This window comes from Tritonibacter horizontis, from assembly GCF_001518015.1.
GTDB classification, from domain to species: domain Bacteria; phylum Pseudomonadota; class Alphaproteobacteria; order Rhodobacterales; family Rhodobacteraceae; genus Epibacterium; species Epibacterium horizontis.
Window position 1 is genome coordinate 20939 of the sequence record NZ_LPUY01000025.1, and the last position, 25590, is coordinate 46528.

The 25590-nt window shown below is 54.3% G+C and carries 26 protein-coding genes and 3 pseudogenes; 10 read left to right on the plus strand and 19 right to left on the minus strand.

Annotation, left to right across the window (positions count from 1 at the left end):
* Nucleotides 1–21: 21 nt before the first annotated feature.
* Together TRIHO_RS04585 and TRIHO_RS04590 are read left to right on the plus strand one after the other, a co-directional pair.
* The gene (locus tag TRIHO_RS04585) at nucleotides 22–531 is read left to right on the plus strand and encodes an alpha/beta fold hydrolase (RefSeq protein WP_068240793.1); all 510 of its coding nucleotides are present in this window, start codon (nucleotides 22–24) and stop codon (nucleotides 529–531) included.
* A gap of 9 nt (nucleotides 532–540) precedes the next feature.
* The gene (locus tag TRIHO_RS04590; protein WP_068240795.1) at nucleotides 541–1338 is read left to right on the plus strand and encodes an alpha/beta fold hydrolase; all 798 of its coding nucleotides are present in this window, start codon (nucleotides 541–543) and stop codon (nucleotides 1336–1338) included.
* 25 nt (nucleotides 1339–1363) lie between these two features.
* Here the strand turns inward: TRIHO_RS04590 and TRIHO_RS04595 are convergent, their stop codons facing one another.
* From TRIHO_RS04595 to TRIHO_RS04645, 10 genes and pseudogenes are all read right to left on the minus strand, one after another.
* A complete protein-coding gene (locus TRIHO_RS04595; RefSeq protein ID WP_068240797.1) occupies nucleotides 1364–1765 on the minus strand; it encodes a VOC family protein in 402 nt (133 codons plus the stop codon).
* A gap of 88 nt (nucleotides 1766–1853) precedes the next feature.
* Nucleotides 1854–2777 (minus strand): MBL fold metallo-hydrolase, encoded by a 924-nt coding sequence (locus TRIHO_RS04600; protein WP_165595883.1) that lies wholly within the window; start codon nucleotides 2775–2777, stop codon nucleotides 1854–1856.
* Between the two features lie 74 nt (nucleotides 2778–2851).
* Nucleotides 2852–3541: an SDR family NAD(P)-dependent oxidoreductase gene (locus TRIHO_RS04605; RefSeq protein ID WP_068240799.1), complete on the minus strand. Its 690-nt coding sequence runs from the start codon at nucleotides 3539–3541 to the stop codon at nucleotides 2852–2854.
* Entirely contained in the window at nucleotides 3534–3866 is a 333-nt protein-coding gene (locus TRIHO_RS04610; RefSeq protein ID WP_068240800.1) for a putative quinol monooxygenase, read from the minus strand. Before TRIHO_RS04610 ends, TRIHO_RS04605 begins: the two co-directional genes overlap by 8 nt.
* Nucleotides 3867–4745 (minus strand): SDR family oxidoreductase, encoded by an 879-nt coding sequence (locus TRIHO_RS04615; protein ID WP_068240801.1) that lies wholly within the window; start codon nucleotides 4743–4745, stop codon nucleotides 3867–3869. It abuts the gene before it with no gap.
* The gene (locus tag TRIHO_RS04620) at nucleotides 4742–5320 is read right to left on the minus strand and encodes a TetR/AcrR family transcriptional regulator (protein WP_232367715.1); all 579 of its coding nucleotides are present in this window, start codon (nucleotides 5318–5320) and stop codon (nucleotides 4742–4744) included. The genes TRIHO_RS04615 and TRIHO_RS04620 overlap by 4 nt, the downstream gene beginning before the upstream one ends.
* Before the next feature lie 172 nt (nucleotides 5321–5492).
* Nucleotides 5493–6513: pseudogene (locus TRIHO_RS23130) on the minus strand (IS5 family transposase).
* Between the two features lie 99 nt (nucleotides 6514–6612).
* The gene (locus TRIHO_RS04635) at nucleotides 6613–7776 is read right to left on the minus strand and encodes an MFS transporter (RefSeq protein WP_068240805.1); all 1164 of its coding nucleotides are present in this window, start codon (nucleotides 7774–7776) and stop codon (nucleotides 6613–6615) included.
* The gene (locus TRIHO_RS04640; protein ID WP_068240807.1) at nucleotides 7773–8282 is read right to left on the minus strand and encodes a PaaI family thioesterase; all 510 of its coding nucleotides are present in this window, start codon (nucleotides 8280–8282) and stop codon (nucleotides 7773–7775) included. The genes TRIHO_RS04635 and TRIHO_RS04640 overlap by 4 nt, the downstream gene beginning before the upstream one ends.
* A gap of 16 nt (nucleotides 8283–8298) precedes the next feature.
* Entirely contained in the window at nucleotides 8299–9501 is a 1203-nt protein-coding gene (locus tag TRIHO_RS04645) for an acetyl-CoA C-acyltransferase (RefSeq protein ID WP_068240809.1), read from the minus strand.
* Nucleotides 9502–9603: 102 nt separating this feature from the next.
* Between TRIHO_RS04645 and TRIHO_RS04650 the strand changes: the two genes are divergently transcribed.
* On the plus strand, nucleotides 9604–10155 hold the full coding sequence (locus tag TRIHO_RS04650; RefSeq protein WP_068240810.1) for a TetR/AcrR family transcriptional regulator: 552 nt from the start codon (nucleotides 9604–9606) through the stop codon (nucleotides 10153–10155).
* Nucleotides 10156–10290: 135 nt separating this feature from the next.
* Here the strand turns inward: TRIHO_RS04650 and TRIHO_RS04655 are convergent, their stop codons facing one another.
* Nucleotides 10291–11106 carry a LysR family transcriptional regulator gene (locus TRIHO_RS04655; RefSeq protein WP_068240811.1) on the minus strand — a complete coding sequence of 272 codons (816 nt, stop codon included), beginning with the start codon at nucleotides 11104–11106 and terminating at the stop codon, nucleotides 10291–10293.
* A gap of 97 nt (nucleotides 11107–11203) precedes the next feature.
* Between TRIHO_RS04655 and TRIHO_RS04660 the strand changes: the two genes are divergently transcribed.
* The 3 genes from TRIHO_RS04660 to TRIHO_RS04670 all read left to right on the plus strand — a co-directional run bounded on the left by TRIHO_RS04660 (nucleotide 11204) and on the right by TRIHO_RS04670 (nucleotide 14171).
* On the plus strand, nucleotides 11204–11611 hold the full coding sequence (locus tag TRIHO_RS04660; protein ID WP_068240812.1) for a hypothetical protein: 408 nt from the start codon (nucleotides 11204–11206) through the stop codon (nucleotides 11609–11611).
* Between the two features lie 569 nt (nucleotides 11612–12180).
* Entirely contained in the window at nucleotides 12181–13197 is a 1017-nt protein-coding gene (locus tag TRIHO_RS04665; protein WP_082705022.1) for an alpha/beta fold hydrolase, read from the plus strand.
* Nucleotides 13198–13241: 44 nt separating this feature from the next.
* Nucleotides 13242–14171: an NmrA family NAD(P)-binding protein gene (locus TRIHO_RS04670; protein ID WP_068240815.1), complete on the plus strand. Its 930-nt coding sequence runs from the start codon at nucleotides 13242–13244 to the stop codon at nucleotides 14169–14171.
* 530 nt (nucleotides 14172–14701) lie between these two features.
* On the opposite strand, the gene TRIHO_RS04675 is transcribed toward TRIHO_RS04670, so the two are convergent.
* From TRIHO_RS04675 to TRIHO_RS04700, 5 genes are all read right to left on the minus strand, one after another.
* Nucleotides 14702–15855, minus strand: a protein-coding gene (locus TRIHO_RS04675) for an IS3 family transposase (RefSeq protein ID WP_232367716.1) whose coding sequence is annotated in 2 segments (ribosomal slippage) — nucleotides 14702–15603 and nucleotides 15603–15855 — 1155 coding nt in all. Because the reading frame shifts where the segments join, the coding sequence is not laid out codon by codon here.
* 574 nt (nucleotides 15856–16429) lie between these two features.
* On the minus strand, nucleotides 16430–16957 hold the full coding sequence (locus TRIHO_RS04685) for a DUF2199 domain-containing protein (protein ID WP_082705023.1): 528 nt from the start codon (nucleotides 16955–16957) through the stop codon (nucleotides 16430–16432).
* A 42-nt stretch (nucleotides 16958–16999) separates the two neighbouring features.
* The gene (locus TRIHO_RS04690; protein ID WP_068240820.1) at nucleotides 17000–17431 is read right to left on the minus strand and encodes a GCN5 family acetyltransferase; all 432 of its coding nucleotides are present in this window, start codon (nucleotides 17429–17431) and stop codon (nucleotides 17000–17002) included.
* 181 nt (nucleotides 17432–17612) lie between these two features.
* Nucleotides 17613–18005, minus strand: coding sequence for a YybH family protein (locus tag TRIHO_RS04695; RefSeq protein ID WP_068240822.1), 393 nt, complete (start codon nucleotides 18003–18005; stop codon nucleotides 17613–17615).
* 168 nt (nucleotides 18006–18173) lie between these two features.
* Nucleotides 18174–19031 (minus strand): RNA polymerase sigma factor, encoded by an 858-nt coding sequence (locus tag TRIHO_RS04700; protein ID WP_068240824.1) that lies wholly within the window; start codon nucleotides 19029–19031, stop codon nucleotides 18174–18176.
* Between the two features lie 232 nt (nucleotides 19032–19263).
* Between TRIHO_RS04700 and TRIHO_RS04705 the strand changes: the two are divergent.
* From TRIHO_RS04705 to TRIHO_RS04720, 4 genes and pseudogenes are all read left to right on the plus strand, one after another.
* Nucleotides 19264–20624 (plus strand): annotated as a pseudogene (locus TRIHO_RS04705) (ISKra4 family transposase).
* 22 nt (nucleotides 20625–20646) lie between these two features.
* Nucleotides 20647–20907, plus strand: a pseudogene (locus TRIHO_RS04710) (DDE-type integrase/transposase/recombinase); the annotation flags it as partial.
* 209 nt (nucleotides 20908–21116) lie between these two features.
* Nucleotides 21117–21917 carry a DUF1349 domain-containing protein gene (locus TRIHO_RS04715; protein ID WP_068240825.1) on the plus strand — a complete coding sequence of 267 codons (801 nt, stop codon included), beginning with the start codon at nucleotides 21117–21119 and terminating at the stop codon, nucleotides 21915–21917.
* A 30-nt stretch (nucleotides 21918–21947) separates the two neighbouring features.
* On the plus strand, nucleotides 21948–22865 hold the full coding sequence (locus tag TRIHO_RS04720; RefSeq protein WP_068240826.1) for a helix-turn-helix domain-containing protein: 918 nt from the start codon (nucleotides 21948–21950) through the stop codon (nucleotides 22863–22865).
* A 465-nt stretch (nucleotides 22866–23330) separates the two neighbouring features.
* On the opposite strand, the gene TRIHO_RS04725 is transcribed toward TRIHO_RS04720, so the two are convergent.
* From TRIHO_RS04725 to TRIHO_RS04735, 3 genes are read right to left on the minus strand one after another with little or no spacing between them, the layout of a single operon-like run.
* Nucleotides 23331–23750, minus strand: a complete 420-nt coding sequence (locus tag TRIHO_RS04725; RefSeq protein WP_068240828.1) for a GlcG/HbpS family heme-binding protein — start codon at nucleotides 23748–23750, stop codon at nucleotides 23331–23333.
* Complete coding sequence (locus TRIHO_RS04730; RefSeq protein WP_068240830.1) at nucleotides 23740–24522, minus strand: dioxygenase family protein; 783 nt, start codon at nucleotides 24520–24522, stop codon at nucleotides 23740–23742. Before TRIHO_RS04730 ends, TRIHO_RS04725 begins: the two co-directional genes overlap by 11 nt.
* A gap of 2 nt (nucleotides 24523–24524) precedes the next feature.
* Nucleotides 24525–25487, minus strand: a complete 963-nt coding sequence (locus TRIHO_RS04735) for a glutathione S-transferase family protein (protein WP_068240832.1) — start codon at nucleotides 25485–25487, stop codon at nucleotides 24525–24527.
* Nucleotides 25488–25590 lie beyond the last annotated feature (103 nt).

Consider the following 25590-nt stretch of genomic DNA (forward strand, 5'->3'; position numbering starts at 1 on the left):
TTTGTCGCGTGGCATGTCGCCATGCAGCGCCCTGATCTGGTGACGCGCCTTGGCATCGTCAACATCCCGCATCCTTGGGCTGTCGCGCGCGAACTGGTTGTGAACCCAGCCCAGACCGAGGCAAGCGCCTATGCGCGGCTTTTCCAGACACCGGGGGCACACACCATGATCCCGCGTGAGCAAGTCAGTGCATGGGTGAGCGACCCTGCGTTCAAGCCCCGGCATGAGGCTGCCATGGACCGTTCCAACCTTGATGCGATGCTGAACTATTACCGCGTTCTGTTTCCAAGCGAACCTTACGCCGAATACCCTGACGCGCCGCCGATGATCACGATGCCGACGCTGGTTATCTATGGCAAGAACGACCCCTACCTGCTGGCAGACGGGCTGAACGGGTTGTGGAACTATGTCAGCGGCGATCTGACGATCAACACATGGACAGATACCGGACACTTTGCGCAGCACGAGCAGCCAGAGCGCCTGACGCAGCGCTTGGTTGAGTGGTTGGCGCGCCCTGAGACGCAAGCGTAGGAGCTTCACATGCGCAGTTTTCCAGATTTATCTTCAGTTGATATCAATGCCGCAACGGACGGGCTTCTTACCCAAATGTTTGTGGTCCGAAATTCTGAACCAAAACCATGGGAGCAGACACTCTCTGATCCGGCGCAAAGCACCGAGCTTTCTGACGGGTCTTGGGCGCATGTCTGGGGCGAGGAGGGCAGGCCCGTCTTGTTGGCTCATGGCTATGAGGGCCGCTACAGCCAGTTTGCGCCAGTGATCACGCGGCTTGGCGCGGCTGGCTTCAAGGCAATCGCGCTGGAAATGCCGGGCCACGGACGCGCGGGTGCGCTTCGTGCTGATCCGCTGTTGTCATCGCAGGCCGTTCAGGCTGCCAGCGCAAAATTCGGACCGTTTCATGCCATGATCGGGCACAGCCAGGGTGGGAACGCTGTTATGCATGCGGCGGCGAATGGGGTCGCGTCAGACAGGCTTGTTCTGATTGCCCCGCTTGTCTCGGTTGAGGCACGCTTGCGGCTGGTTTGTGCGCTGGTCAAGCTTTCCGCCGAAGGCACCGAGCTGTTTTTGCAAAAAATGTCCGAGCTGGTTGGGGTGCACCCATCCGATTTTGAAGGCGCCACTTTGCAGGCCTCCTTGCCGCAGCCAGCCCTTATTGTCCATGACACAGGCGATAGGGAAATCCCGTTTGCCGAGGCGAAAGAACTGGCCGCTGCGTGGCCCTCGGCGCGTCTTTTGACCACGAATGACTTGGGGCATAAGCGGCTGTTGGCCGACGCAAAAACCGTTGAGGCGGTATGCGAGTTTGTAACCCACACCTGAACAACGGCACCTTAGAATTGATAAACTATGCCTGCTCCGGTTCGGGGCAGGCGTACTCGGATACTTCAATCAGGTTCTGGTCAGGGTCTCGCAAGTACACTGATCTGATCGGGCCAGTTGCCCCCGTCCGTGGAACGATACCTTCTTCAATGGCAACCCCGCACACCTCAAGGTGGCCAACAAACTCTTCGAGCGGTATCGCCGATATCAAGCAAAAATCCCCGCTGCCGGCTGTGGGAGAATGCGCCTTGGGTTCGAACTCTCTCCCGCTCTGGTGCAGGTTGATTTTTTGCGCTCCAAAAGAGAGCGCTTTGCGGCCGCCGGCAAACTCAGTCACCGTCATCCCCAACACCCTAGCGTAGAACTCACATGTCGCTTCGATAGAGGCGACAGTTAGAACAAAGTGATCCATCCGATCAATAGTCATTGGTCACGTTCCTTTTAGTGCCCGGTGCGCAGACTTTTTGCACCTCTGCAATCACACGCTCGCTATGGGCTGCAGAGGTGCAAAAAACCTAACCGATTGCGGTAAACACGTACCCGGCTCCTCGCTTAGAGACATATCCAGCACCTGGAAACGCGAGATGCGTTGCCGAGAACGCGATCTCATCAGCGGCCAGCTTATCAAACAGGTCCTTGCGTGTCTTGACAGAAAGATCGGGGATTGCATCAAATGCCGAATATGCTTCAGGATGTTGGAACTGCAGATCTTGCGAGATAACAGCATCCCCCAGCAAGAAGAACTGCAGACCACCCGAGGAAACTCGCACCACCATATGGCCAGGTGTGTGGCCCGGGGCAGGTTCAACAGAAACACCGGCCCCCAGATCATACGCCCCTTGGTGAAACGTAACGCGTTCTTTGATTGCTGTTGCAATGGACTGGATGCCCATGATCATCGACCGATTTGGCTCAGGTGCCGCAGACAACAGTTCTTCACTGGTCCAGAATCCCCACTCGCCATTTGAAACGTGGAATTGGGCGTTCGGATAGGCAATCTGCCCACCGACCAGCAATCCGCCGATATGATCTGGATGCATGTGGGTCACGATGACATCGGTGATTTCTCGTGCCGTGGTGCCTGCCTCATGCAGCCGTTCATTCAAATTCCCAACACCCGGAGCCGCGTCACCCATGAAACTGCCAGAACCCGCATCAACCAGAATGTTGCGCGCGCCGCTGCGAATGATCCAGACGTTCGCACCAAGCCGGAGGTTGTCGCCAAGTCCTGCCAGAACCTCTGTGTCGACATTCGTGTACGCGCCTGTTGGAAAGTCAATGTATCCGTCTGAAACAGTGGTGACCTTGATTTCGCCAACTTGGGCGGACTGAACTGTCCTCGTTGCCGCAAACACAGGCGAAGCGCCTGCGGCAAACATTAAGCCTCCAGCGCCAAATCCAAGGGAAAATGAGCGGCGGGAAAAACTAATCTGTGTCATGTGGTGTTCTTTCATTTTGCGGGACGTTGGATGCCGAAGCACAGGTGCTCCGAATGGCGGCTTGCGGCCTGATTTCAGAAGGACTCAACATAGGGGCGCAGTTCGATCTCGTATGTCCATGCGCTATTATGTTGACGGGACAACTCTAGGTAAGTTCTGGCGATCTCATCGGGGTGCAGCGCCGTATCGGCGTTCGCATAGGGTTCGCCGCGTTCAGGCCGAAAGACCACACCGTCCAGTACAATATGGGCGACGTGGATGTTTTTGGGCGCCAGCTCGCGTGCAAGGCTTTGGCACAGTCCGCGCAGCGCAAATTTTCCCATCGCAAAAGGTGCCGATTGCGCGAACCCCTTCAACCCCGCCGATGCGCCGGTGAACAGCATTGTGCCGCTGCCCCTTGGGATCATCCGCCGCGCCGCAGCTTGGGCAACAACCAGTGCCCCCCAACCGTTCACCGACAAGGTTGCGCGCACAACATCCAGATCAAGTTCGGCAATGGGGCCGCGCGTATAGGCGCCCGCGTTGTAGATAACCAAGTCTGGTGGTCCCAAGTCGTCGTCAACTTGCGTGAATAGATTTTCTACGCTTTCGGCGTCAGAGGCATCACAGATGTACTGCTTTGCGCCAATCTCGGAACAGAGTTCTGACAAAGACCCTGAGCGCCGCGAAGCGAGCGCCACATCATAACCGTCCTGCGCGAATGCTTTGGCTAGCGAGGCCCCGAGACCGGGGCCTGCTCCAACGATCAGTGCCACCTTACCCATGGAACTGCTCCCAGGACACTGGCGAGATGGCCGACATTTTGGTAATTTCGACCGGGGCGCTTAACCAGTTTTCGTATTTCTTGAAGACACTTGCCGTGTAGTCCTGCGCATAGTGGAAATTCAGGGCGTCTTCATCTTCAAAGCACTCAAACAGATGCAAGGTGTTGCTCTTGTCCTTGCTGGTGAATGCCGCAAACACGTGGCAACCGGGTTCTTCCAGAGTAGGTGGAATGATCTGGTCCAAAGCGGCTTTGGCCTCTTCTAAATACTCGGGCTTGATCTGGATCACTGCGAACAGGAACAGTTTGGATTGCTCTCCAGTCATTTACACTTCCCCCATGTAAACAGGCTTCAACCCTTTGATCAGTTCGTCTTGGATCGGCAAGACCGCTTCGTTAACGGCAGTAACGCCCATATCGTGGCCAACTTGGGTACGGATCGGGCGCGGTGCGCTCATGTCCACAAGGTCCGCGATCCGGTTTGCGACGTTGCTGGCGTCTGTGCTGGCGTCCCCTTGGTCAAACATACCTTGGAACATTCCAAGAAGTCGGTCGCGACCTTGGGCCAAGTCTCCATAGTCCTGAACGCGCGCAGTATCGGCTGGTGCTGGGGCCGTTGTAACCAGGTCGGTTCCGTGACCGCTGGGCTCAACCAGAATTGACTCGATGCCGAGGGTTTCCAGCTCATAATGCAGTGATTCACAATAGCCTTCCATGGCCCACTTGCTGGCGCAGTACAGCCCAAAAAACGGCATTCCAAAGCGGCCCGCAGCAGAGCTTAGGCTGATGATCAAGCCCGCCTTTCTAGAGCGCATCGGCCCAAGAACAGCGCGGCTCATCCGCATGATGCCATATACGTTCACGTCAAACAGGTCTTGGGCCTGCTCAAGCGTATAGGCCTCGGTCAGGCCAACTGGCATTATGCCCGCGTTGTTGATCAGCACATCTATTGGGGTTTCCGCTTCGATTTTAGCGGCTGCTGCGTTGCACGCGTCTTCATCCGTTACATCCAGCTCGATAGGAAGAATGCGGCCGCTTGCTTCGCTCGCAAAGGCTAGCAACTCAGCTGCAGCTTCTTTGTTGCGCCCGTCCACATTGCGCATCCCCGCGTAAACAGTGTGACCCCGTAAGGCGAGTGACTTAGCCGTGCGCAGGCCAATCCCCCGGCTGGCACCAGTGATGAGAATTGTTTTTGAGATTGTCATTGTCGCTGTTCCTTGGTTTTGAAAACTGTCCGCATGAAAAGTGCTAACGGTTCGTCACTTCCGGTGGCTTTCATGCGCGTTAAGGCTCCGCTCCAGGCGTTCATCAGCCAGTCAGCGGCTTGCGCCGGAGTAAGATGCTCCAGCCGGATTTCGGATAGTTCAACATTGTCCAAGCACTTGGCCAACACGGCAGTCATGCCCTGCCAATGCGTGTCCAACGCGGCCTGAAATGCAGGTCGTTCGTCGGCAAGCTCGGTCGAGAGGTTGCACATCAGGCATCCCTGCGCGAACTGACGTTTCCCCATGTCCGCGCGTGCTTGCTCAAAGAATAGGCGCACGCGGTCAATATGGGGGAGCGATGGATCCTCTAGGCAGGCACGCGCCGCCGCGATCTGCGCCTCGTTGTAGCGATCAGCCACCGCTATCCCGAACGCTTCTTTGGATGTGAAGTGGTGATAAAAAGATCCCTTTGGGACTCCTGAATTTGATAAGATATCATTGATCCCGCATTCGGAAAAACTCGCTTTTCGAAAGGCATGCTCACCCGCATCCAAGAGCCTCTCACGATTTATCATGTGTGTGTTCTTATCTCTTGGGCGTGCCAACTTAGATATCTCCGGCTGATTTCATGTTTTTAATAGACCAGTCTCTTATTAACTAAAAGAGCCCCCTCCTTCACACTATTGTTATCACCTTTCTGGAAGCGGGTTTCGTTAAATCTCCTGCTGGCAACGCAATGCAAAGCGTTCAATATTGGGATAGATATCGCAAATTGATTGATTCCAGGGAAGCAAGCGTAAACCTGACTCTAACAGGTTGCTGAAGAAGTCGGTCATGAGGGATGCTGTTCCTGCCGCCTCGGCTTGGAGACGTTTCTTTGCCGCGGATCCTGTCGAGGTCACCATGAACGGTCTGGGCGATGCCGCCCACGGTTTTGGCCCAGCCGAAGGGTTCCTTGATTTTCTTTCTGCGCTGCTGCGACAGGGCGTAGCCCGGATGCTGCGTGGTGCGCCCGTCGATGGCGGAGTAGCGGGCCCTCTGTGCGACGTGCGGTGTCACCACCATCCGCCTGAGCGCGGCGACGAAGTCGGCGCTGTTGTATCCCTTGTCTGCTCCTAGTGTAAGGTGCCGGGTTGAGCCAGGGGAGTGTCGATTGATCATCTCGAGCGCGGCCTTGCGTTCCCCATGACCATCGGCGTAGGTCAGATCTGCCTGCACGACCAACCCATTGCGGTTCTCCATCAGCTTATGCCCCATGAAGCACAGTGTCGCCGCGGCGCCAGGCGCTTTCTTGTACAGGCGGGCATCAGGATCCGTCGCGGTGGTGTGGGGCGCCTTGGAGCGCTTCTGGCCCCGGAAGTTCACTTCGGCGTTGCGGGTCTGACGGGGCGGGTCGGGCATCGGCTGGTGGCGGTAGCCTGCCGGGATCGCCGCCATCACCTTGCGCGAAATGTCTGTGGTGAGTAGTCGGTCGCGGTTCTTGGTGAACACGGTTGCCACCTACACGGGATCGTCGACCCTGAGGCCGACAAACCAGCGGAACATCAGGTTGTAGTCCATCTGCTCCATCAACTGCCGCTCCGACCGAATCGAGTATAACATTTGCAGAAGGCTGGCGCGGATCAGCCGCCCTGGCGCGATGGAGGGGCGACCGAAGTCGGTGTAGAGCGCGTGGAACTCGGCATCGAGGCTCACCAGTGCATCATTGACGATCCGACGGAACAACATAGCTGTACAGCGACCCGTTCGCCTGGTCCGTCCCGCGCATCCCCACCTCCTGCCGCCGCTATCGTGCTGAAGGTGAATCATGTTCTCGAAACCGCGTCGAGCCCGGTCTTTTTCAGCGGCCTGGTAAGCGAGCATTTGTTCAACTCTGCTGGTTTTGAACGCGAGACCGCTCAAGGACGACCGCAACGGCGATTCCCAATGCGGCTAGCAGAGTTCCTGACAACGGCGGGGCTCCGCGTCCTGCGATGTCCAGCGCGTAGGCGCCCACAGCTATGCCCAATCCTTGACCCAAATAGATCATGGAGCTGTTGATCGACAGAACTAATGTCGCTGCAGATCCCGCTGAAACAGCCAGTCGGGTCTGCACGATCGCGGCAATCGCAAACTGGGCCAAAGGGCCTAAGAGGATGCTCAGAGCCATAAGTCCCAAACCAGCTGAACCCGCCAATCCAGAATAAAGCGGACCGACCAATATCCCAAGAGAGGCAACCATGACGCCAAACAAGAGCGTAAGACTGTAGGGTGATCGACCGCTTTCCAATCGCGCGCCGAATCTTAAGCCGATCAGGCCGCTCACACCGGCGAGCAACTGCATTGCTGCGATGCCGCGGCCATCAAAGCCGGTCAATGTAGTGATTGTTGGGCCGATAAGCCCAACCAGACAGAACATTGATGTAAACGTCAGGAACGTGATCAACAAATAGACTTTTGCCTCTCCGCTTATCGAGGCAGGTGATGTGCTAGCGGAAACCTGCGCCACCTCACCCAATCCTGGTACCTTGACCCAGACAAACCCGAGTGCGAAAGCACAAACTGCTGCGGTCAACGCGAAGCTTGCCGCCCAGCCGAACTCCGCTCCCACCAACGACCCGGCCGGAACCCCAAACATCAGTGAGAAAGGGACACCAGCATATACAGCTGCCACCGCCCGAGCACGCAGTTCTGGAGTGTTAGCTTGGGTCGCTAGAGTAACTGCCAATGGAAAGGCCAAGGCGCCAAGCCCGCCTGAAAGCGCGCGCAGCCAAAACAGCGTCCGATAGTCCAAGGCAAATGCAGAAGCCAAATTCGACACCGTAAGGACTAGCAATGTGCTCAACAACAAGTGTTTGCGGTTAAGGCTGCTGGTAAACTTGGCAAGCAGCGGTCCGCAGAGCGCGCAAACAATAGCAAAAGCCGATTGCAACGTGGCAACGGTGGACACTGAAACACCGAGGTCACGGGCCATCGGGTCCAAAAGCCCAGAGAAGACGAAGGCACCCATGGTAAAACAGAACGGACATAACATCAGGGCAAATAGCATCATGATCTTGCTTCAACCGGTTTGATGAAACATGTGGTCGTGCCAGTCGCGAGCAGATTACCCTCGGCATCGGTTACACGGCCATATGCAGTTGCCGTCCGGTTGGCACGGTTTTCAAGCTGGGCCTTGCAAACCACCTGTCCGGTGTCGGCGCGGATCGGGCGAATGAACTTCACTTCCGTCCCCAAGGAGCTGAACAACTCCCCCGGCAACAGGCTGCTTTGAACAGCACAGCCTAACGCCGAATCCAAAAGCGCCATCGTCCAACCACCGTGAATGATCCCCATCGGGTTCAAAAACGCTTCGGACGGAATACCGAGAAAAGTGCAGTGCCCCTCACTGACTTCATGTATCCATTGTTTGGTGGTTTGTACGATGGGTGGCGCTGGTAACTCTTTGGCGACAATGTTGCGCATTACTTCTAGCCCGCTCAGATGCGTGATATCCTGTGGACGGGCCAAACCATAGGCGAGCTCCGGCAAGGGCACTTCGACTGAGACCGTATTCATGTTTTTTTCCGTCCATTCAACTTTTGTGACTGATTTCGATTGCAATGGCGGTCGCTTCCCCACCTCCAATACAAAGTGCAGCGATGCCCTTCGACAAACCTCTGTTTCTCAAGGCGTGAACCAATGTCACAATGATCCGAGCACCAGTGGCACCAATTGGATGGCCAAGCGCACAGGCCCCGCCGTTAACGTTCAAATTCTCGCGTGGGATTCCAATGTCTTTGGCCGCCGCCATCGCGACAACGGCGAAGGCCTCGTTGACCTCGAACAGATCGACATCCCCTGCCGCCCATCCGACGCGGGCCAAGAGGGTCTCGATCGCGGGGATTGGGGCCGTTGTGTACCAACTGGGATCTTGGCTGTGAGTGGAATGGCCGGCTATCGTGGCCAAAATTGGCATGCTTTCGGCTTCCGCGGTGCTTCGCCGACAGAGAACCAACGCCGCTGCGCCATCCGCATTTGCCGAAGAACTGGCCGCTGTGATAGTTCCGTTCCCTGCAAACGCGGGCTTTAACTTTGGGATTTTTTCTGGTGAAACCATCGCTGGGCGTTCGTCTTTGTCCACGGTGATCGGTCCGGCACGGCCGGGAACCTCTATGGGACTGATTTCTGCGTCAAAGGCCTCGCCCTGACTTGCCGCACGCGCACGTTGCAATGTTTCGATTGCAAAAGTATCCTGAGCATCGCGCGTTAGGTGGTATTTAGATGCGGCAGCCTCGCCGAACAGTCCCATGGGTTTTCCAGGCTCATAGGCATCTTCCAACCCGTCCCACATCATATGGTCGAGCACCTGTTCATGACCCGCTTTATGCCCATACCGCATTTTAGACAGCATAAACGGGGCATTGGACATGGATTCCATACCACCGGCAACGACAATACGCGCACTTCCCGCAACGAGAAGGTCATGGGCCAGCATCACCGATTTCATTCCTGATCCGCAGACCTTGTTTACCGTTGTCGCCCCGACAGAGTCCGGCAATCCCGCCCCTCGGCAGGCCTGCCGCGCCGGAGCCTGCCCGACGCCACCTGGCAACACGCATCCGATTAAGGCTTCGGACACATGTTCAGGCGAGAGTTTGGCATCCCCAAGGGCGGCAGAAATCGCCGTAGAGCCAAGCTCAGGAGCGCTCAAGGAGCTGAGTGCTCCCAAGAACGCCCCGAGCGGCGTGCGCCGGGCCGCACAGATGACGATGGGATCGGGAAGGTTTTTTTGCATGTTTCAATCCTGAGCAAATTTCTATATAGATTATGGTGGTAATCTAAAATGTCAACGCTTAGATTTAGCTCTAAATCTAAATGTGAAACGGGAGCCTATCTAATGCGAGTCAACAAAGAGACGGCCCAGAAAAACCGGGCCTCCGTTGTCAAAGCGGCCGCACAGCTGTTCCGTGAACATGGATTTGACGGGATTGGCATATCATCTTTGATGAAGGAGGCTGGTTTGACCAACGGCGCATTTTACAAGCAATTCGACAGCAAAGATTCCCTCGCCTTGGAGGCGACGGAATTTGCGCTCGAACAAAACAGAGAAGCTTGGCGCGACGTTTTGGAGAAAGCTGACGGCACTGCTTTGGAGGCCTTCAGGGAATGGTATTTGTCAAACGAGCACATCAGGCATCGCGGCCATGGCTGCGCGTTTTCAACACTTGCAACTGAGGCCCCGAGACGCGGTGTGGACACGCAGGATGAGTTTGCCAATGCAATCGAAAAATCTCTCGATTTGTTAAGCAACTTCGACCCTATGACGCGTGCAGAATCTTTAAAGATGATTTGCACCCTTGTCGGTGCCTTGACCTTGGCCCGAGCCGTTGGCGACAATCCACTGAAATCGGAAATCGTTGCGGCAGTGACCGACAAGAAGCCAAATTAACCGAGCGGGATTTTCGCGGACCCGCTTCTGTTATAAATCTACCTTGCCTAGCACATATGATTGCGCCGCTTATCGCATAAGGAAAGCAGTGGTTGTCGCTTTTGTGATTTCGACCACTCACCGCTTCGATGCCAGTCAGAGATTACTAACTTTGGCAAGCCGGTCCGCCAATGTCGCCGCAAAGACGGATTTGCGGTGGGAAATACCAACCCTGCGTGTTCCGGTATCGGTGCCCGTCAAAGGGCGTAGGGTAATGTCATCACGGGCGCGGCCATGCGAGAGCGGCACAAAAGCGACGCCAAGGCCCGCCGCCACCAGATCAAGCAATTGCGCGTCATTCATTGCTTCAGCCGCGAAGGACCGGGTTGCATCCAACTCCATGTGATCGGCATTTGGGCAATAGGGTCGGTGGATCAGCGGTTGATCGCGAAGGTCATTCAACCGGATCTCGGGCAGTTGGGCGAGCGGATGGAAGCGCCCGAATGCCACGCGGAAAGGCTCCTCAGCCATAGGGATGAAATCATGCCCGGCGGGCACGCAACTGTCCGACAAAAACCCAAGATCGCAATCTTTAGGGTCCTCAGTAAATCCAAACATCAAATTGGGTGAGCGCTGGCGCAATGCATTCAAGCCAGCCGCAACCCCCTCTAGCAGCATATCAGGGGCGCTATGAATGCGAACCAATTGGTGCGGCTCTTTCTGCATACGCAGATCAAGACTGGCCAAATGCGCGACACTGTCCACCGTGTCATGATAAAGCCGGGTCGCAAGGGGAGTTGGCGTTAATCCGGATTTTGACCGCTGAAACAAAACCGCCCCCAAGCGGTTCTCCAGCTTTTGTATCGCCGCCGACACTGTGGGTTGGCTGACATCATTCACCCGCGCCGCTTGGCTGAAGGTCTTTGTTTCAAAGGCACTGGTGAAGTAGCGCAATGTGGTTAGCTCAATCATATGCTTTACCTATACCAACTATAGAAAGCATAGCAATTACCTTTGATCCGTAGGGGTGTCATATCTGGGGTGCCAAAACATAAAATGGAGCATCCCAATGACCCCCACAGCAGTAAAATCCGAAGACACAGTGATCGGACAAGTGATCGCAAAATTCACCGTCGGCGACCCCTCGCTTTTTGAGCACATGGCAGAAGACATTGATTTTCGCATCGACCATTTCCGCGACGATACAAATGTCAGCTGGCAACAAGCCACCTCCCGCCCTGCTTTGATGGCCCTTTTTGGGCGCCTTGCTGAAGAGGTTTTCCCGAAGGGCACAAAAGCACTTGACGTGAGTACATCTGCATTGGGTCAGGGGTGGTATTTAACCCGCTTCCATCAGCAGTTTTTCTATGGAGTGCGCCAATGTGATGTCACCTCACTGACGTATATTATTTCCCATGAGGCCGACGGCCTTCTAGACTATTTCCGGGAAACAGTCACAACCGTTGATAACATATAGCCGGCGTTGAAACACGGGCAAAGCGCTGAAACGCGCTTTGCCTCGACTAGTCGACGTAATGAGTTAGCTGTGTGATCGGATTTGGCATAATTTTCTTCCCCTGGTCTGTAGGATCAGTGCAAAGGTCCCAACACAGGTTCAGAGTCAGTTCTGGATGAAATGGTCTTGAGGCTGCGTCGGTCCGCACCTCCAGGAGATGCGCATACCATTTCGCTTTTTGGTTCGGGTGGAGTGCGTTGGCTAGTTAAGAAACAGTGATGATGCGGCCCCTTTTCCCCGGAGCATATGACTACTCCTTCCAAAACCGGTCGCTCGGTGCGTCATGGCGAGGCAACAGCGAAGACAAACCCACAATAGACTCTTAATTTCGGACGGGTTTAGTGCTGACTAGGTGGTGCATCTGCATCTTCGTATGCGATGCCATCGATCTTCGACCCGCTTCATGGGCATGTCCCAGACCCGTTAAGCCGTACACGCCATTGTGCGGGGAACGGTTGGTTTATCAAAATACTTGAATAGATTATAACTATAATCTAAATGTAGAATATTCACCAACAGGAGTTGTCCAGATGCCAACGAAAATGTCCGACGCGATGACCGCTGAAACCACGCCCATCTATAAGAAATGGCGACTAGACCCGAGTGCGATAGCGCTCGCCCCTTTGGCGCGGCTGCAATCAACCGTGTGGGGATTGGTGGCTGCCACCACGGTTCTGGTGATGGGCCAACAAAGTCACGCAGACGCATTGAGCACTTTTGAAGACAGTGTCACACACCATTCCGTGTCGACCTCGGGTGTTCGGATTCACTATGCCGAAAAGGGTGAAGGAGACACAGTTCTCTTTCTGCATGGTTTTCCCGACCATTGGTTAACGTGGTGGCGTCAGATGGAGGCTCTTTCCAAAGATCACCACGTCGTCGCAATGGATATGCGTGGCTTTAATCTAAGCGACCAACCGATAGATCCAGAGGACTACTTGATTGAAAAACTGATCACCGATGTTGAGGCCGTCGTGAAGGACATCGGAAATGGCCCTGTTACTTTGGTTGGTCATGACTGGGGTGGTTTCGTTGCGTGGAATGTTGCAATGCAGCGGCCCGATTTGATATCGCGCGCGGGGATCGTAAACATTCCACACCCATGGGCGATGGCGGATGCTCTTGCAACCAACCCCGCGCAAGAGGCAGCCAGTCAATATGTTGATTTCTTCCGTGGCCCAAACGCACTCTCGGGGATCGCACGTGATCAAATTAGCGCATGGGTTTCCGATCCCTTGTATCTGGAACGGCACAACGCGGCGATGGATAGATCCAATTTGGATGCGATGCTAAACTATTATCGTACCCTATACCCGCAACGGCCCTACAAAGCCTTTAACACGGAACCGCCCCAAATCACCGTACCCACACTGATTGCTTTTGGGCAGCAGGACCCGTTCTTGTTGGTTTCCGGCCTAAGTAACACATGGAATTATGTTTCTGCTCCACTGACAATCTCAGTCTGGCCGGACGCGGGTCACTTTGCCCAGCATGACCAACCCGAACGGCTTAACCAGCTCTTAAAGGATTGGATCTCCTCCAACTGACTGGCGCCTGGAGCTTAATTCAAAAAGACAAGGATACGGAAGCAATGACCAAGAAGAATGTTCTAATTACTGGCGCAACCGGCGTAACGGGCGGGCATGCACTGAAACACTTGATCAGGGGAGACCTCCATGTTCGAGCTCTTGTCCGCCGCAAGGACGATCGCGCCAAAGCTCTAGAACAGATGGGTGTTGAGATTTGCACCGGTGACATATCAAATTCTGCAGATGTTGGCGCAGCATTGTCCGACGTTGACAGAGCCTACTTCGTTTATCCCATTAGACCTGGCCTGGTTTCCGCCGCAGAGAAATTTGCGGAAGCGGCGCAAGCCGCAGGCGTTCAATACATCGTAAACATGTCGCAGATTTCAGCGCGCCAAGATGCAACCAGCCAAGCTGCACTTGCGCATTGGTTGGCAGAGCGAGTTCTGGATCGTTCTGGTATTGCCGTCACACATTTGCGTCCCACGTTTTTTGCTGAATGGATGACACGAACGGCCCCAATGCTTGCTCGCGGAGATACGATCTACTTGCCGTTTGGCGGAGGATTTCACGCACCGATCACGGGCGCGGACCAAGGTCGTGTTATTGCCGCACTACTTGCGTCACCGGATCTGCACAGTGGCAAAACCTATACGCTTGTAGGGCGCAAAGAAATGGCACCTGAAGAGATGGTTACTGAATTGGGGAAGGTCCTCGGAAGGGATCTTAGTTTTCAGCAGATATCCGCCACTGATTTCTGCGTTCCGATCAAACAACAGATCCAAACGATGCACCCCGACGCCTCCGATGCAGATTTGATCGGACAACTGACTGAAATCGACTTTCTCGCGCAACATCTGACAGAAGTGGCCAAGGATTACGCCAAAGGCATGTTTGGCGGGGTCAATACAACCGTTGAGGACGTAACGGGTGTGCCAGCGCAATCTTTGGAAGCTTTCTATCGGGAGAATTTGGACATGTTCCGACGCCCCTAGGCCCGAAACCCATCTAGTGGTGTGCTGAGACATGCACTAAGCTGGCGGAGCTTTCTGTTAACAGGCGCAGCAATTCCAACAACACTGCCGCCGCGGCTGTTCCGAAGTCAGTGGGGGCTGCTCCGGCTGGGGCGGTATCGTATCATAGAGCATTCCCTACCTTCGCTGCGCGCTGCATGAACTGGTAGGGAGCGAACTTTTTTGCCGTTGCCATTTATGGATTTTTTGTCCGCTTTATGCTCAGCTCGAATTTAGGTCACGAAAGCCAAAATGATGTTTGAAGTCGAACCAACAGAAGAGAGCGAAGACTTTTGCGACTGCTGCGGTAGTCAATCTCGATCTGTTTGGGGCTACGTCCATGAAACCGATGGAGCTACGGTCGCAAGTTACTTCCTTCATTGGACAGTAGGTAAGTCCCTTGAAGACCATCCCGCAAATTTTGATTTGATCTACGGCGCTTGGGGCGATGGAGCTACCAAGAATGATCGATGTGAGCTACTCCCCATCTCTTGGACAGGATCTGGCGTAATTTAAGCTACTCGTTGCACCTGCTGATCGGGTTGGTTGATATCATTTCTCTGCCAGTATACCAGCGCCGGTGGCTTGCCGCCGAGGGCTGAGTGCGGGCGCTGGTGGTTGTAGAAGGTCATCCATTTCCGGATGGCCGCCTTTGTTTCAGAACCGGTCTCCCAGGCATGTAGGTAAACGCACTCGTATTTCAGGGTGCGCCATAGCCTCTCGATGAAGATGTTGTCGAGGAACCGACCTTTTCCATCCATCGAGATGCGCACGCCGGATCGCCGCAACCGATCGGTCCAGACGAAGGATGTGAACTGAGATCCTTGGTCGGTATTCATGATCTCGGGCGGGCCGAACTTGTGGATGGCCTCGTTCAACGCTTCGACGCAGAAGTCGGCCTCCAGGGTGTTCGAGATCCGCCAGGACAGAACCTTTCGGGTGTGCCAGTCCATGATCGCCACGAGGTAGAGGAACCCGCGGCGCATCGGCAGATAAGTGATGTCCGAGCACCAGACCCGGTTCGGGCGATCCACCCGCAGACCTCGTAACAGGTAGGGATAGGTCTTGTGTCCCTTCGTCGGCCTGCTTGTGTTGGGCTTTTGGTAAATCGGCATGAGCCCCATCAGGCGCATCAGCCGCCGTATCCGCTTCTCGTTCACCAGGTGGCCGTCGTTGCGCAGGTGCCAGGTCATCTGTCGAACGCCGAAGAACGGCGTCTCCAGGAACTGCTCATCAATCCGCCGCATCAGGCCGAGGTTCTGCTCGGTTTCGCCCTTCGGTTCATAGTAATAGGATGAACGCGCGATCGACAGCAGCTTGCACTGCTGGCCAATGGACAGATCCGGGTGGTCAGGCTCGATCATGCCGCGCCTCACTTCCCGCCCCAAGGCTTCAGCTTTCGTTCCAAAAAAGAGTTGGCCACTGCCAGCTCCCCGATCTTGGCGTGGAGCTCCTTCACCTGCTCTTCATCAATTGTAGCCTTCTTGCTGCTCCCGCGCTCGAACACGCCGGACGCGCCTTCGAGCAGGGCTCGCTTCCATTGGTGGATCATCGTCGGATGCACACCGAACCGGCTTGCCAGCTCGGCGGCCGTCTCCTCGCCCTTCAGGGCTTCCAGCGCGACTTTCGCCTTGAACTCGGGCGCGTGCTGTTTGCGTTTCGACATCTCTGATCTCCTTCTCGTCGAAGATCAGCAGACTGCAAATCGTAGCTTATGTCAGTGTCCGAATTTCGGGGGGGAGCTCAATGTGCAATTTCCCTAGTTCACTTTGAGACTGAAGGCGTCCCCGGAATTTCAGTGATTAATGCAAACGACCGCCCAATCGCATCTAGCGAACTTGTTGGTTCTGCTATGAGCCGCGAAGACATTATAGGCACGCCTCTGGCTAAGCAGGTATTCGAAATATTCGATTCAGTCATTCAGCAGGACAATCGTCTATGCTGACATTGGCTGCGTCGCAGATCAGAGAAACGTTGGGCTGAGCGCAGCCATTTGACGGATCAGCGAGTACGACTGCTATGAAACGAAAAACGGCACTGCCATTGGTCAAAGCACTTAGATGTCGATCCGTTCAGCGATACTCAAAGGCACAAAACCTGAAAATTGTGCAGCAAAGTGATTGTGCGCTTCGGCGACTAGTTCTGAGAGTTCCATATGTCCTACTCGCTCGGTCAATTTCAGTTCGAAACACCTATGGTGTTGGCCAGTTCAGGCTTGAAACGCTGCAACGCTATACTGGTTAATGATGCGGTACTCTTGCGACAAGTTCGATGGCCCTATCCCAGCTGATACCAAACTTGTGGTCGCGATAGAGAATGTGTTTTGAAGGGTGCAGGTTAATGATCGGGCGGAGGCCACAAGGCTGGCCGATCAGCTCGCAACTCAGCCGATGGTTCTTCCCGCTCTGGTCCAAACAGTGATATCCGGGCATTGTCACCGTTATCTGGCCTCGGGTCACAACACCGGTTCGATCGGACCCACGGGTATCCTCATATGCATTCAGTTCTTCCTCCGTTTGGGTGACCCACAGGCCCCAGCTCAACGGCTCTTTGACGCCTTGAACCGGAATGTCGAGTAACCCTTTCACGAAGAATTGGCGATCATCGATCGCGCAGATATCGGCGTCTAGCCAAACCCGTTCGAGACGTTCGTCTTCTGGGATGTCCATGACTTCGATCGGCATATCATATCCGAAAGCTGGGGTCCCTTTGCACGGAATATCGCAGCAGACACAGGTATATTCAAATACACGCTCAGAAGAAGTCATCTTGTACCCTTCAGGCCGATAGGTTGTAAGGGTTGGAAACCATCATTCACCTCTTAAGATTGCCAACCGGTTGACTGGCGCATCTACCGCAAGAAAGTCGGGTATAGTGTTCGGGGTGCGCTTTGGTCTGCGCAGAAAAGCGACGGGCCACTCTGTAACGCGTTTCTCTTTGATGTGCCTGTACTCCCCTTCGCGGAGCTCTTCGATGTATTCTTGTTGCAGTATAAGTGCCAAAGGGTCGTTTGCACCGTTTGTTGCCTCAGCAAAGGCCTTTGCCTCAAGAAATGTCACAAAGGCATAGTAGTAGTCGCAGCCGTCCTCGATATCTGCCGCGCCGTTCCGAGGATAGCACCAAACCCGGTATTCCAGGACCTCATCCCAAACGTAGCCGCCGCCGGCCTGTGACGAAGCCGGGTGTTTCCCCACGTTTTCCGGAATCACGGCATCGGGATATATGAAGTCTAGGGATGCCATTGCTTTCCTATCTCTCCTGCTAACGAAGGCTGAAACATTGGTAGTAGTCAGATATTTGTTAGCAGCTAAGTTCCATGATCACTCTCAAGAAATCGAAATTTGTTTTCACGCGTTCGTTATCAAAGGCGTTTAAAGTGTGGCGAACATTGCGTTTTGTACCGCCACACGATGCTCAAGCCAGTCAGTTCGAGAGATGCTGGCCGCCATATGGGTTGTCGATCACCATAAGCCACTTGCCATCAGGCTGCTTGCGTAGAACGGCAACTGACAGCCCTCCGATTTCCATAGCGGCCCCATCAGGTGTTGTCCCTTTCATTTGCCAAGGGCTGATGTGAACACCAATATCTCCTGCAACAATGACCTGATGTTCCCCATAGGTGAAGCTAGGGTTCATTGATGCAAACTCGGTAAATCCCTGCCGGATAGCGGCTTCATCACTTAGGCCAACGCCGGGCTCGAACATGATCATTGCATCGGGTTCATAGGTGTCCATGACGCCGTCGATATCGGCCTTGGCAAACGAGGATGTCATCGTCTCAATGACGTTCAGGACGGCGGCTTGTTCTTTATTCATAGGGGCTCTTTCTTCTGCAAGTGCGGGGGATGAAAATGCTGTGCCTGCGGTGCAGGCACACAGCGCGAACGCTAAAAACTGACTTCGGGGTAGCCGAAATTGCATGTTTAGTCCTTTCAGTGGTGGGATTTGGTCAATCGACCGGTGGATACCGCATGTTCCGTGAGTTTAGGGCGGCGTGGGGATATCATCAGGGGCAGCTGGATTGCCCGCCTGGATGGTTAAAATCTGCTCAAGCTTCTCTGTGAAATTTCTTGGGTTCTTGAAGTCTGGAACAAGTCTTTGGGCGCAAAGCCCTTGTAGCCCGTCTTCGACCCGCGCCACTTCTTGAATGACGTCGTCGTAGCTTGGGCCGGATGTTCCGTTACGGATCAGTTTGGCCTCAGGCCCCACCCGTCCCATCTCCAGAGCACTTGGTAGCCTGCGAGGGCAGCTACAAGCGGCTGTTTTCGGCGCCACGACGCCACATTTTTGTGCCGTAAATGCCTCTACTTTCGCAGATGCACGCGAAAGCCGCTTGCGATAGGTCGCGGCTGGTAGATCCAGAATTTTGATCGCTTCGGATTGGTCCAGCTCAAACACCCTGCCAAGCACATATGCAATGCGGTGGTTGATATCGAGACAGAGCAACATTGCCATCGTGCAAGCGACTCGCAACTCGTTGTACATGATTGGGTCAGTCGGATCAGTTGCCTTGTGATCCTGCAAACTATTTTCCAGATCTTCGCCAAACTCATCGAAAGTCAGTCCGAATTCCCGTGCCCGAATTTTCTTCGCGGTCAACAGATAGTTGACCGCAATTCGGTACACCCAGGTTGAAAAGCGACTGTCCTCCCGAAACTGACTGAGTTTGGTGATTACCAGAACCAGAATTTCCTGCGTGGCATCTTCGGCAGCCGCGAAATCGGCCAGCATCCGAATGGACAGCCTGAAAATAGTGTCCTGAATATGTGACACAACTTCGCTCAAAGCCGCTTTATCACCGCCTTGCGCAAGCTTCACAGTCTCATGAATGTTCCGTTCCATGCTCACTCTCAATTCGTTCGTCTACAGAGTTAGACAATTCTGAAGGTGAATGTGTGACCGGTTTTTTCTCAATTGCATCAAAAATTCAGTGCAGAAAGCCGCCGAGACGGCACCAATAAGCTCGGGGTCGATCTCGAAATTCATAGAGTTAGGGTACCACGCGATTGCTTGGGGGAGTGGGCGAAACTTGGGGGGCTGTGTATGATGGTGGTTCATTGAGAGGGGGACTGCCATGGAAGTGCGGATTATTGTTGAGACGATCTTTGAGAACGGAACCACAAAGAGGCATCGTCTCGGTCGTTTGTCCCGCCCGTTTCGACGCACGCAGCCTGAGGGGTTCGGATTGTTGCTCGAAGATGCGAAGTCGATCTTGGGGCAATTGCAGAATGTGATCCTGCTCGACCAAATCGAGGAAATTTTCGAAGCCAGCAGAATTTGTCCCGACTGCGACGGGGTCCGGGCCATACATGATTATCGGTCGCGGGTACTCGAAACGTTCTTCGGCAGGTTCCAGGTCAAGGCGCCGCGCATTCGCCGCTGCGTCTGCAATACAAAATCCGATGTTGTGTTGGGCGGACCGCTTTCGCCTCTCGCTCACTTTTTTTCGGATAGATCGACCCCGGAACTGCGACACCTTCAGGCCGAATTTGGGGCGCGTCATTCCTTCCGAGAAGCAGCGCGTATGCCGAAAACCTTCCTGCCTTGTGCGAAACAGGTGAATACATCGGTCCGGAAACGTCTCGGCAAAGTGGCCAAGGACATCGACGACATCCAGCAGACTGAGCCTTTGGGTGCGGCAGCCCTCGAAGATGCCTCTGCGTTGACGGTTTTCCTGGACGGCGCGCAAATCCGGTGCAAGCCGGAATACCTGAAGCGACACCTTGATGTTGTAGTGGGCAAGATCGTAGGCCACAACAAGTGCCGCCGCTTCGGCCTTGTTCAACAGGCGGTGTTGTCACCTGCCAGCCAGCTTCGCCAGGACTTGTGCGCTCTCGGTTGGGATCACAGACAAACCGTCACGGTGATATCGGACGGGGAACCCGCCCTGCCAAAACTCGTGCGTGATGCCGTCGGTGGAAGGGTTCGCCACATCCTCGACTGGTGGCATATCTCGATGCGCATTCAGCACGTCGAGAACGCCGTAAAGGGCCTGCTGCAGATCAGGGGCTTCTCTGGCATTCCAGTGCTGTTCAAACGTCCGGCCGAGACGCTGCGATGGTACCTGTGGCATGGAAAAGCACTTACGGCGACAACCAGTCTGCAATGGTTGATGGTCGACTGCGCGCGGCTGGCCACAGATGACCGCGTGGCGACTGAAGCAGCCCGCCGGGTTCAGGCCCGGTGCCGCGACCTTTATTCATACATTGCGAGTAACATGGACAATCTGATCGATTATGGTCAGCGGTACCGCAGCAGGGGTCTTCCGATCTATTCGTCCCGGGCAGAGGGATGCGTGGACGACATCGGCAATACCCGCATGGGAAAGCGCCGCCGCATGAGATGGTCACCAAGGGGAGCCCACCGGTGGCCGTTGTCCGTGCCGCCGTACTCTACGGTCGTCTAACAGGCGCTTACCAAAGGGCAGCAGCATAACCCCCTAGTTTTGCCCACTCTCCTGGCACCGACCACTGACCATCGCGCGCGCAAGGGCCTGAACAATGCGATCGAAGGGTCGCACCGGCCGGCACGTAAGCGAGAGAAGATCTTCGGCAAATTCAAATCCCACCAGCAGGCACAGAGGTTTTTGGCCGCACATGACCAGATCAACTTGCTCTTCCGTCCCCGCCGCTATCAACTGAACGCAACTTCATACCGCCACGCCCGCTCCAATGCTTTCAGCCTCTGGGCAGTCTACACCGCGGAATTGGTAGCATGATCCTGCCTATGCCAAGCTTCGCAAGCTGATGTCAACAACTTGACAATACCCTGGAGACCCCCTCGACTACATCTTACAGAATTCGGCTACATCTCTGCTAAAGACGACAGTAGCGGCAGGGAAATAGGTTCTTCACCAGTAACAGCTCAAACGAAAGGGCCAGGCTTATGAACAACCTATCAACCATTATCGCTGCCGGAGGAATTCTCATGACCACCACACTCGCGTTTGCCGATGAAACCGGCGCGGTGCGCTACGATGCCAGCAATATCATTGCATCACTTGAAGACAACGATCCGTCGAAACACGAAGACCTGACCATTGAAGATGGACGGCTCAAGGTCGTCGGTGATGGCGAAGGTATCGGGTGGTTTTCTGATAGCCAAGGACCACTTCTTTACAAGGATGTGACCGGCGACTTCATGATCGAAACCGAAGTCTCTATGCATCGCAAAGATGGTGAAGCGGGGCTGCCGGAAGGCAATTTCTCTTCCGCCGGTCTGCTTGTCCGTGCGCCGGGCGGTACCCAAGGCAATGAAAACTGGCTCATGTTCAACATCGGTTTTCAGGACCGCTTCTACGGGCGCGAACTGAAGGTCACGCGGCCAATGGACATCCCCAAGGAAGAAAACCCCACCTACGATATAGGTTTCCACTCGCTTTCAACACTGTACCTCTTGCCCGAAGAGAAAACGGAGCCGATGAAACTGCGCATCGCCCGTATCGGAGATGAGCTTCGCAGCTACTATTTCACCGATGGCGAGTGGCATGAACAAAAACCGCAACAAGGGATGGAAGTTTTCGGCAACGGGATCAACGAGGTCGTGAGCGAGTTTGGCAATGGTCACTTCCGCCCCAACGGGATGAATCTTCCTGACACCGTTCAGGCTGGCATCTTGGTCAACGCAGGCATCGACGGAGCCAGCTTTGCTCCGAAACGTGACGGCTATGCCTTGTTCTCATATGTGGAGATCACCCCGATCTCCATCTTCGACGAAGCATTGAACTAAGAAATGCAAAAAATGATAGTGTAGAGCGGTATGACAAATCACACCGAAATCCAGCATGTAGCTACAATCTCGGAGTTGCACCGCAATCTGGAATTGGCAAAGCCGCTGCATCCGCTTGTCAGCCTGATCAGGTTGGATGATCTGGACTTTAGCGAATATGAGGAACTGGTTCGATTTTCATATGGTTTCTACACAGTTTCACTGAAACGCGGACTTCGGAACAAGGTGCACTACGGGCACCGCAGCTACGATTTTGACGAGGGCGTTCTTGCCCTCGTCAAACCGCATCAGGTGATGGCGATGCAGGCTCATCCTGCCGACGACATAACCGGCTGGATGCTTGTTTTTCATCCCGACTTTTTGTCCGGGTACCCGCTATCGGAAAAAATCGGTAAGTATGGTTTCTTTTCATATGAGGTGGATGAAGCACTGCACTTATCTGATAGTGAGGAACAATTGCTGCTGACCCTTATGCAGCAACTCCATGAGGAGTATTCTGATCGGATCGACGCCTTTAGTCAGGATGTCATGATTTCCCAGCTCGACCTGCTGCTTAGTCACGTCAACCGCTTCTACAACCGACAATTTTTGACCCGTAGGAAAAGCAATGCCGATGTATTGTCGAAGTTGGATGCCTTTCTGGAAGACTATTTCGACAGCGGCAAAGCATATTCAGAAGGTTTTCCAGCTGTGGGTCAATTGGCGAAATACCTGTCGGTCTCGCCAAGCTACCAAAATGGTTTGCTCACTTCGCTCACCGGTTTATCTGCGCGCGATTACATCCAGCGAATGGTTGTAAGGAAGGCCAAACTTAGCCTGTCTCTGACAACCAAGTCCGTCAGTGAAATCGGATATGAGCTGGGTTTCCAGCACTCACAATCGTTCAACAAGTTTTTCAAGAAACACACCAACTTGTCGCCGGGCGAGTATCGGAAATCAATCAATTAGACCGGGAAACTTGATCGGTTACAGGTCATAGACTTTGATCCATACCCGATCAAAGTCGCCATTCATGTACAGTGCAGCAGTATACAAATTTGGCTCGCTACCACCGTTCTCTGCGGCATGGCCAGACTGGTGTTAGGAGGGTATTGTCAAGTTGTTGACATCAGCTTGCGAAGCTTGGCATAGGCAGGATCATACTACCAATTTCGCGGTGTAATCTGCACAAAGGCTGAAAGCGTTGGAGCGGGCGTGGCGGTATGAAGTTGCGTACAATTGATAGCGGCGGGGACGGATGAAGAGGTCCGTCCAATCAGTGTTTCCGTTTCAGGTTTATCGAAGATCATTGTGGGTCTTTCCAGACGGAACGCCCTTGTGGGATTATGGACGTCATCCAAGGGCCTTTGCGTGTGAACATTGCGCCCCAGCTAACCAGCGTGGGAGAATAGTGCGATGCATTCGGCCATTTTCTTAGCTAGCCAGGCCTAAGTTGCGTAGCGACTCAATTGCAACAGCTTCATCCTGATCAGATGACGCCCCTGAAATCCCAATCGACCCAAGTGTGACACCGGCCTTTCGGGTCAGCTCGCCACCGGGCTGGGGTGCAAAACCTTGGGTGCTAACCGTGGAAATCGACGTTGCGAACCGATCAGGCAGGACACCTTGTTCAAACAGAGCGTACAGCTGCCGTGTGCTCATACCCATGCCAATTGCTGCATTGGCCTTGGCAAGAGCAATCGGATGGCGTAGCGACCCTGCCCCGTCCTGAGTTGCGGCGAATTTGATCAGCCCGCCTGCGTCAAGAATGACGATAGCCAGAGGAGGCAATTGGTGCTGATCTGCCTGTGACAATGCTGCTTCACCCAGAGCCTTCGCAATCTCAAACTGCATATTGGACCTCCCACGCGGCCATCCCGATGGATCCATAGCTGTAGGATCTATGCAGATTGGACATCCTGCTTTCTGGCTGCACATCGCATATCCCAGCGATCACGATCAGAGGCAGAAAATGCTCGGTTGTGGGGTGGGACGCCCGCCCGATGTCTAGAGTTTGAAACTGGAATAGCTCCGGCCAGTTTCGTTCAACAAGAACGGTTTCAAGCCAGTCATCAAAGGCCGTGGCCCAATCTGGCGCAGAGGTTCCCTCACGTGCGATATGGCGCAGATTATGCACGGTTGCACCCGAACCGATGACCATGATGTCCAGCGCCGCCAGCTTTGCTAGGGCGCGCCCAATCTCAAACAGGCTCTGCGGACTGCTCTGTCTGGGCAGGGACAGCTGCACAATGGGAACCTCTGCCTTGGGGAGCATCAGCATCAAAGGGATCCAGGCCCCGTGATCAAGTCCGCGGTTTTCGTTGTCTGTTACCATGATACCGTCTACGTTGAGCGCGTTCTTTGTTGTTTTTGCAAGCCAGGGGTCACTCTTTGCGGGGTAGCGCAATGCGTGAAGCGCTGACCCAAACCCACCAAAGTCATGGATGGTCTCCAAGTGATTGGCTGTGGTTATCTGCAAACCAGAGGATTCCCAATGTGCCGAGATGATCACAATGCCCTTGGGAGCGGGCCGGTTGGCGAGAATGCCGCCCAAGAACTGAGCTGCAGGAATGTCAGACAGGGCAAGATCCGGTGCGCCGTGGGGCAGAAAAAAGGCGGGCTGCATAGTTAAAACCCCAGCTCTGACAGGTCCGGCCCTGCTGGGACAATGCCGCTTGGGTTCAGCGATTTGATCGAATAGTATCCCGCCTTGATGTGATCTATCCGGACGGTGTCACGAATGCCGGGAATGTCCAGCGTGGTCTTGAGAAACCGCTGTAAGTTCGGGTAGTCGGCAATGCGACGACGATTGGTTTTGAACAAGCCCACATAAGCCGCATCAAAACGGATCAGGGTAACATAGGCCCGAAGATCAGATTCGGTGATAGCGTCACCCAACAAAAACCGCCGCCCGTCTGACAAAAGGTCTTCCAGCTTGTCCAGCATTGCAAAAATCTGATCGTTTGCTTCTTCATAGGCAAATTGAGTGCTGGCAAATCCCGCTTTGTAAACACCATTGTTCAAGTTATCATAAAGCTGGATATTCAGTGCATCGATATCAGCCCGCATGGCCTCGGGGTATAGATCAACACCGGTACTTGAAAACTTGGAGAATCCCGAGTTCAAGATCCTCAGGATGTCCGCACTTTCATTGTTGACGATACGGTTTGAATGTTTGTCCCAGAGCACGGGAACTGTCGCCCGGCCAGACACATGGGGGTCACTATGGGTATAAAACCCATGCATATGTGTTGTACCGATCAACTCGTCATTTGGGTTTGAACCAGGAAAATCCCCGAACTTCCAGCCCTGATCCGAAAGGCGAGGATCAACGACCGAAATTGAAATCACCTCTTCCAGACCTTTCAGAGCGCGAGCCATCAAAGTGCGCGAGGCCCAAGGGCAAATGTAGGCTACAATCAGATGATACCGGCCAGCAGCTGCAGGAAGCGCGTTTTGCCCTTCGGGCCCTGGCGTGCCATCGGGAGTGATCCAGCCCCGGAAAACCGAATCCTGCCGGACAAACCGTCCCTTGGCATCAGCGGCCTGTACCGGTTGCCATTCTGCATCCCATTTTCCATCGACTAGCATCGCATATCTCCATCTTCATGTGTTTGCATAAGATAGGGGAAGGCATGCCGTGTGATAATCTGGCAAAAAAGGGCAATACAATCAACGACACGTTGATAGTAGA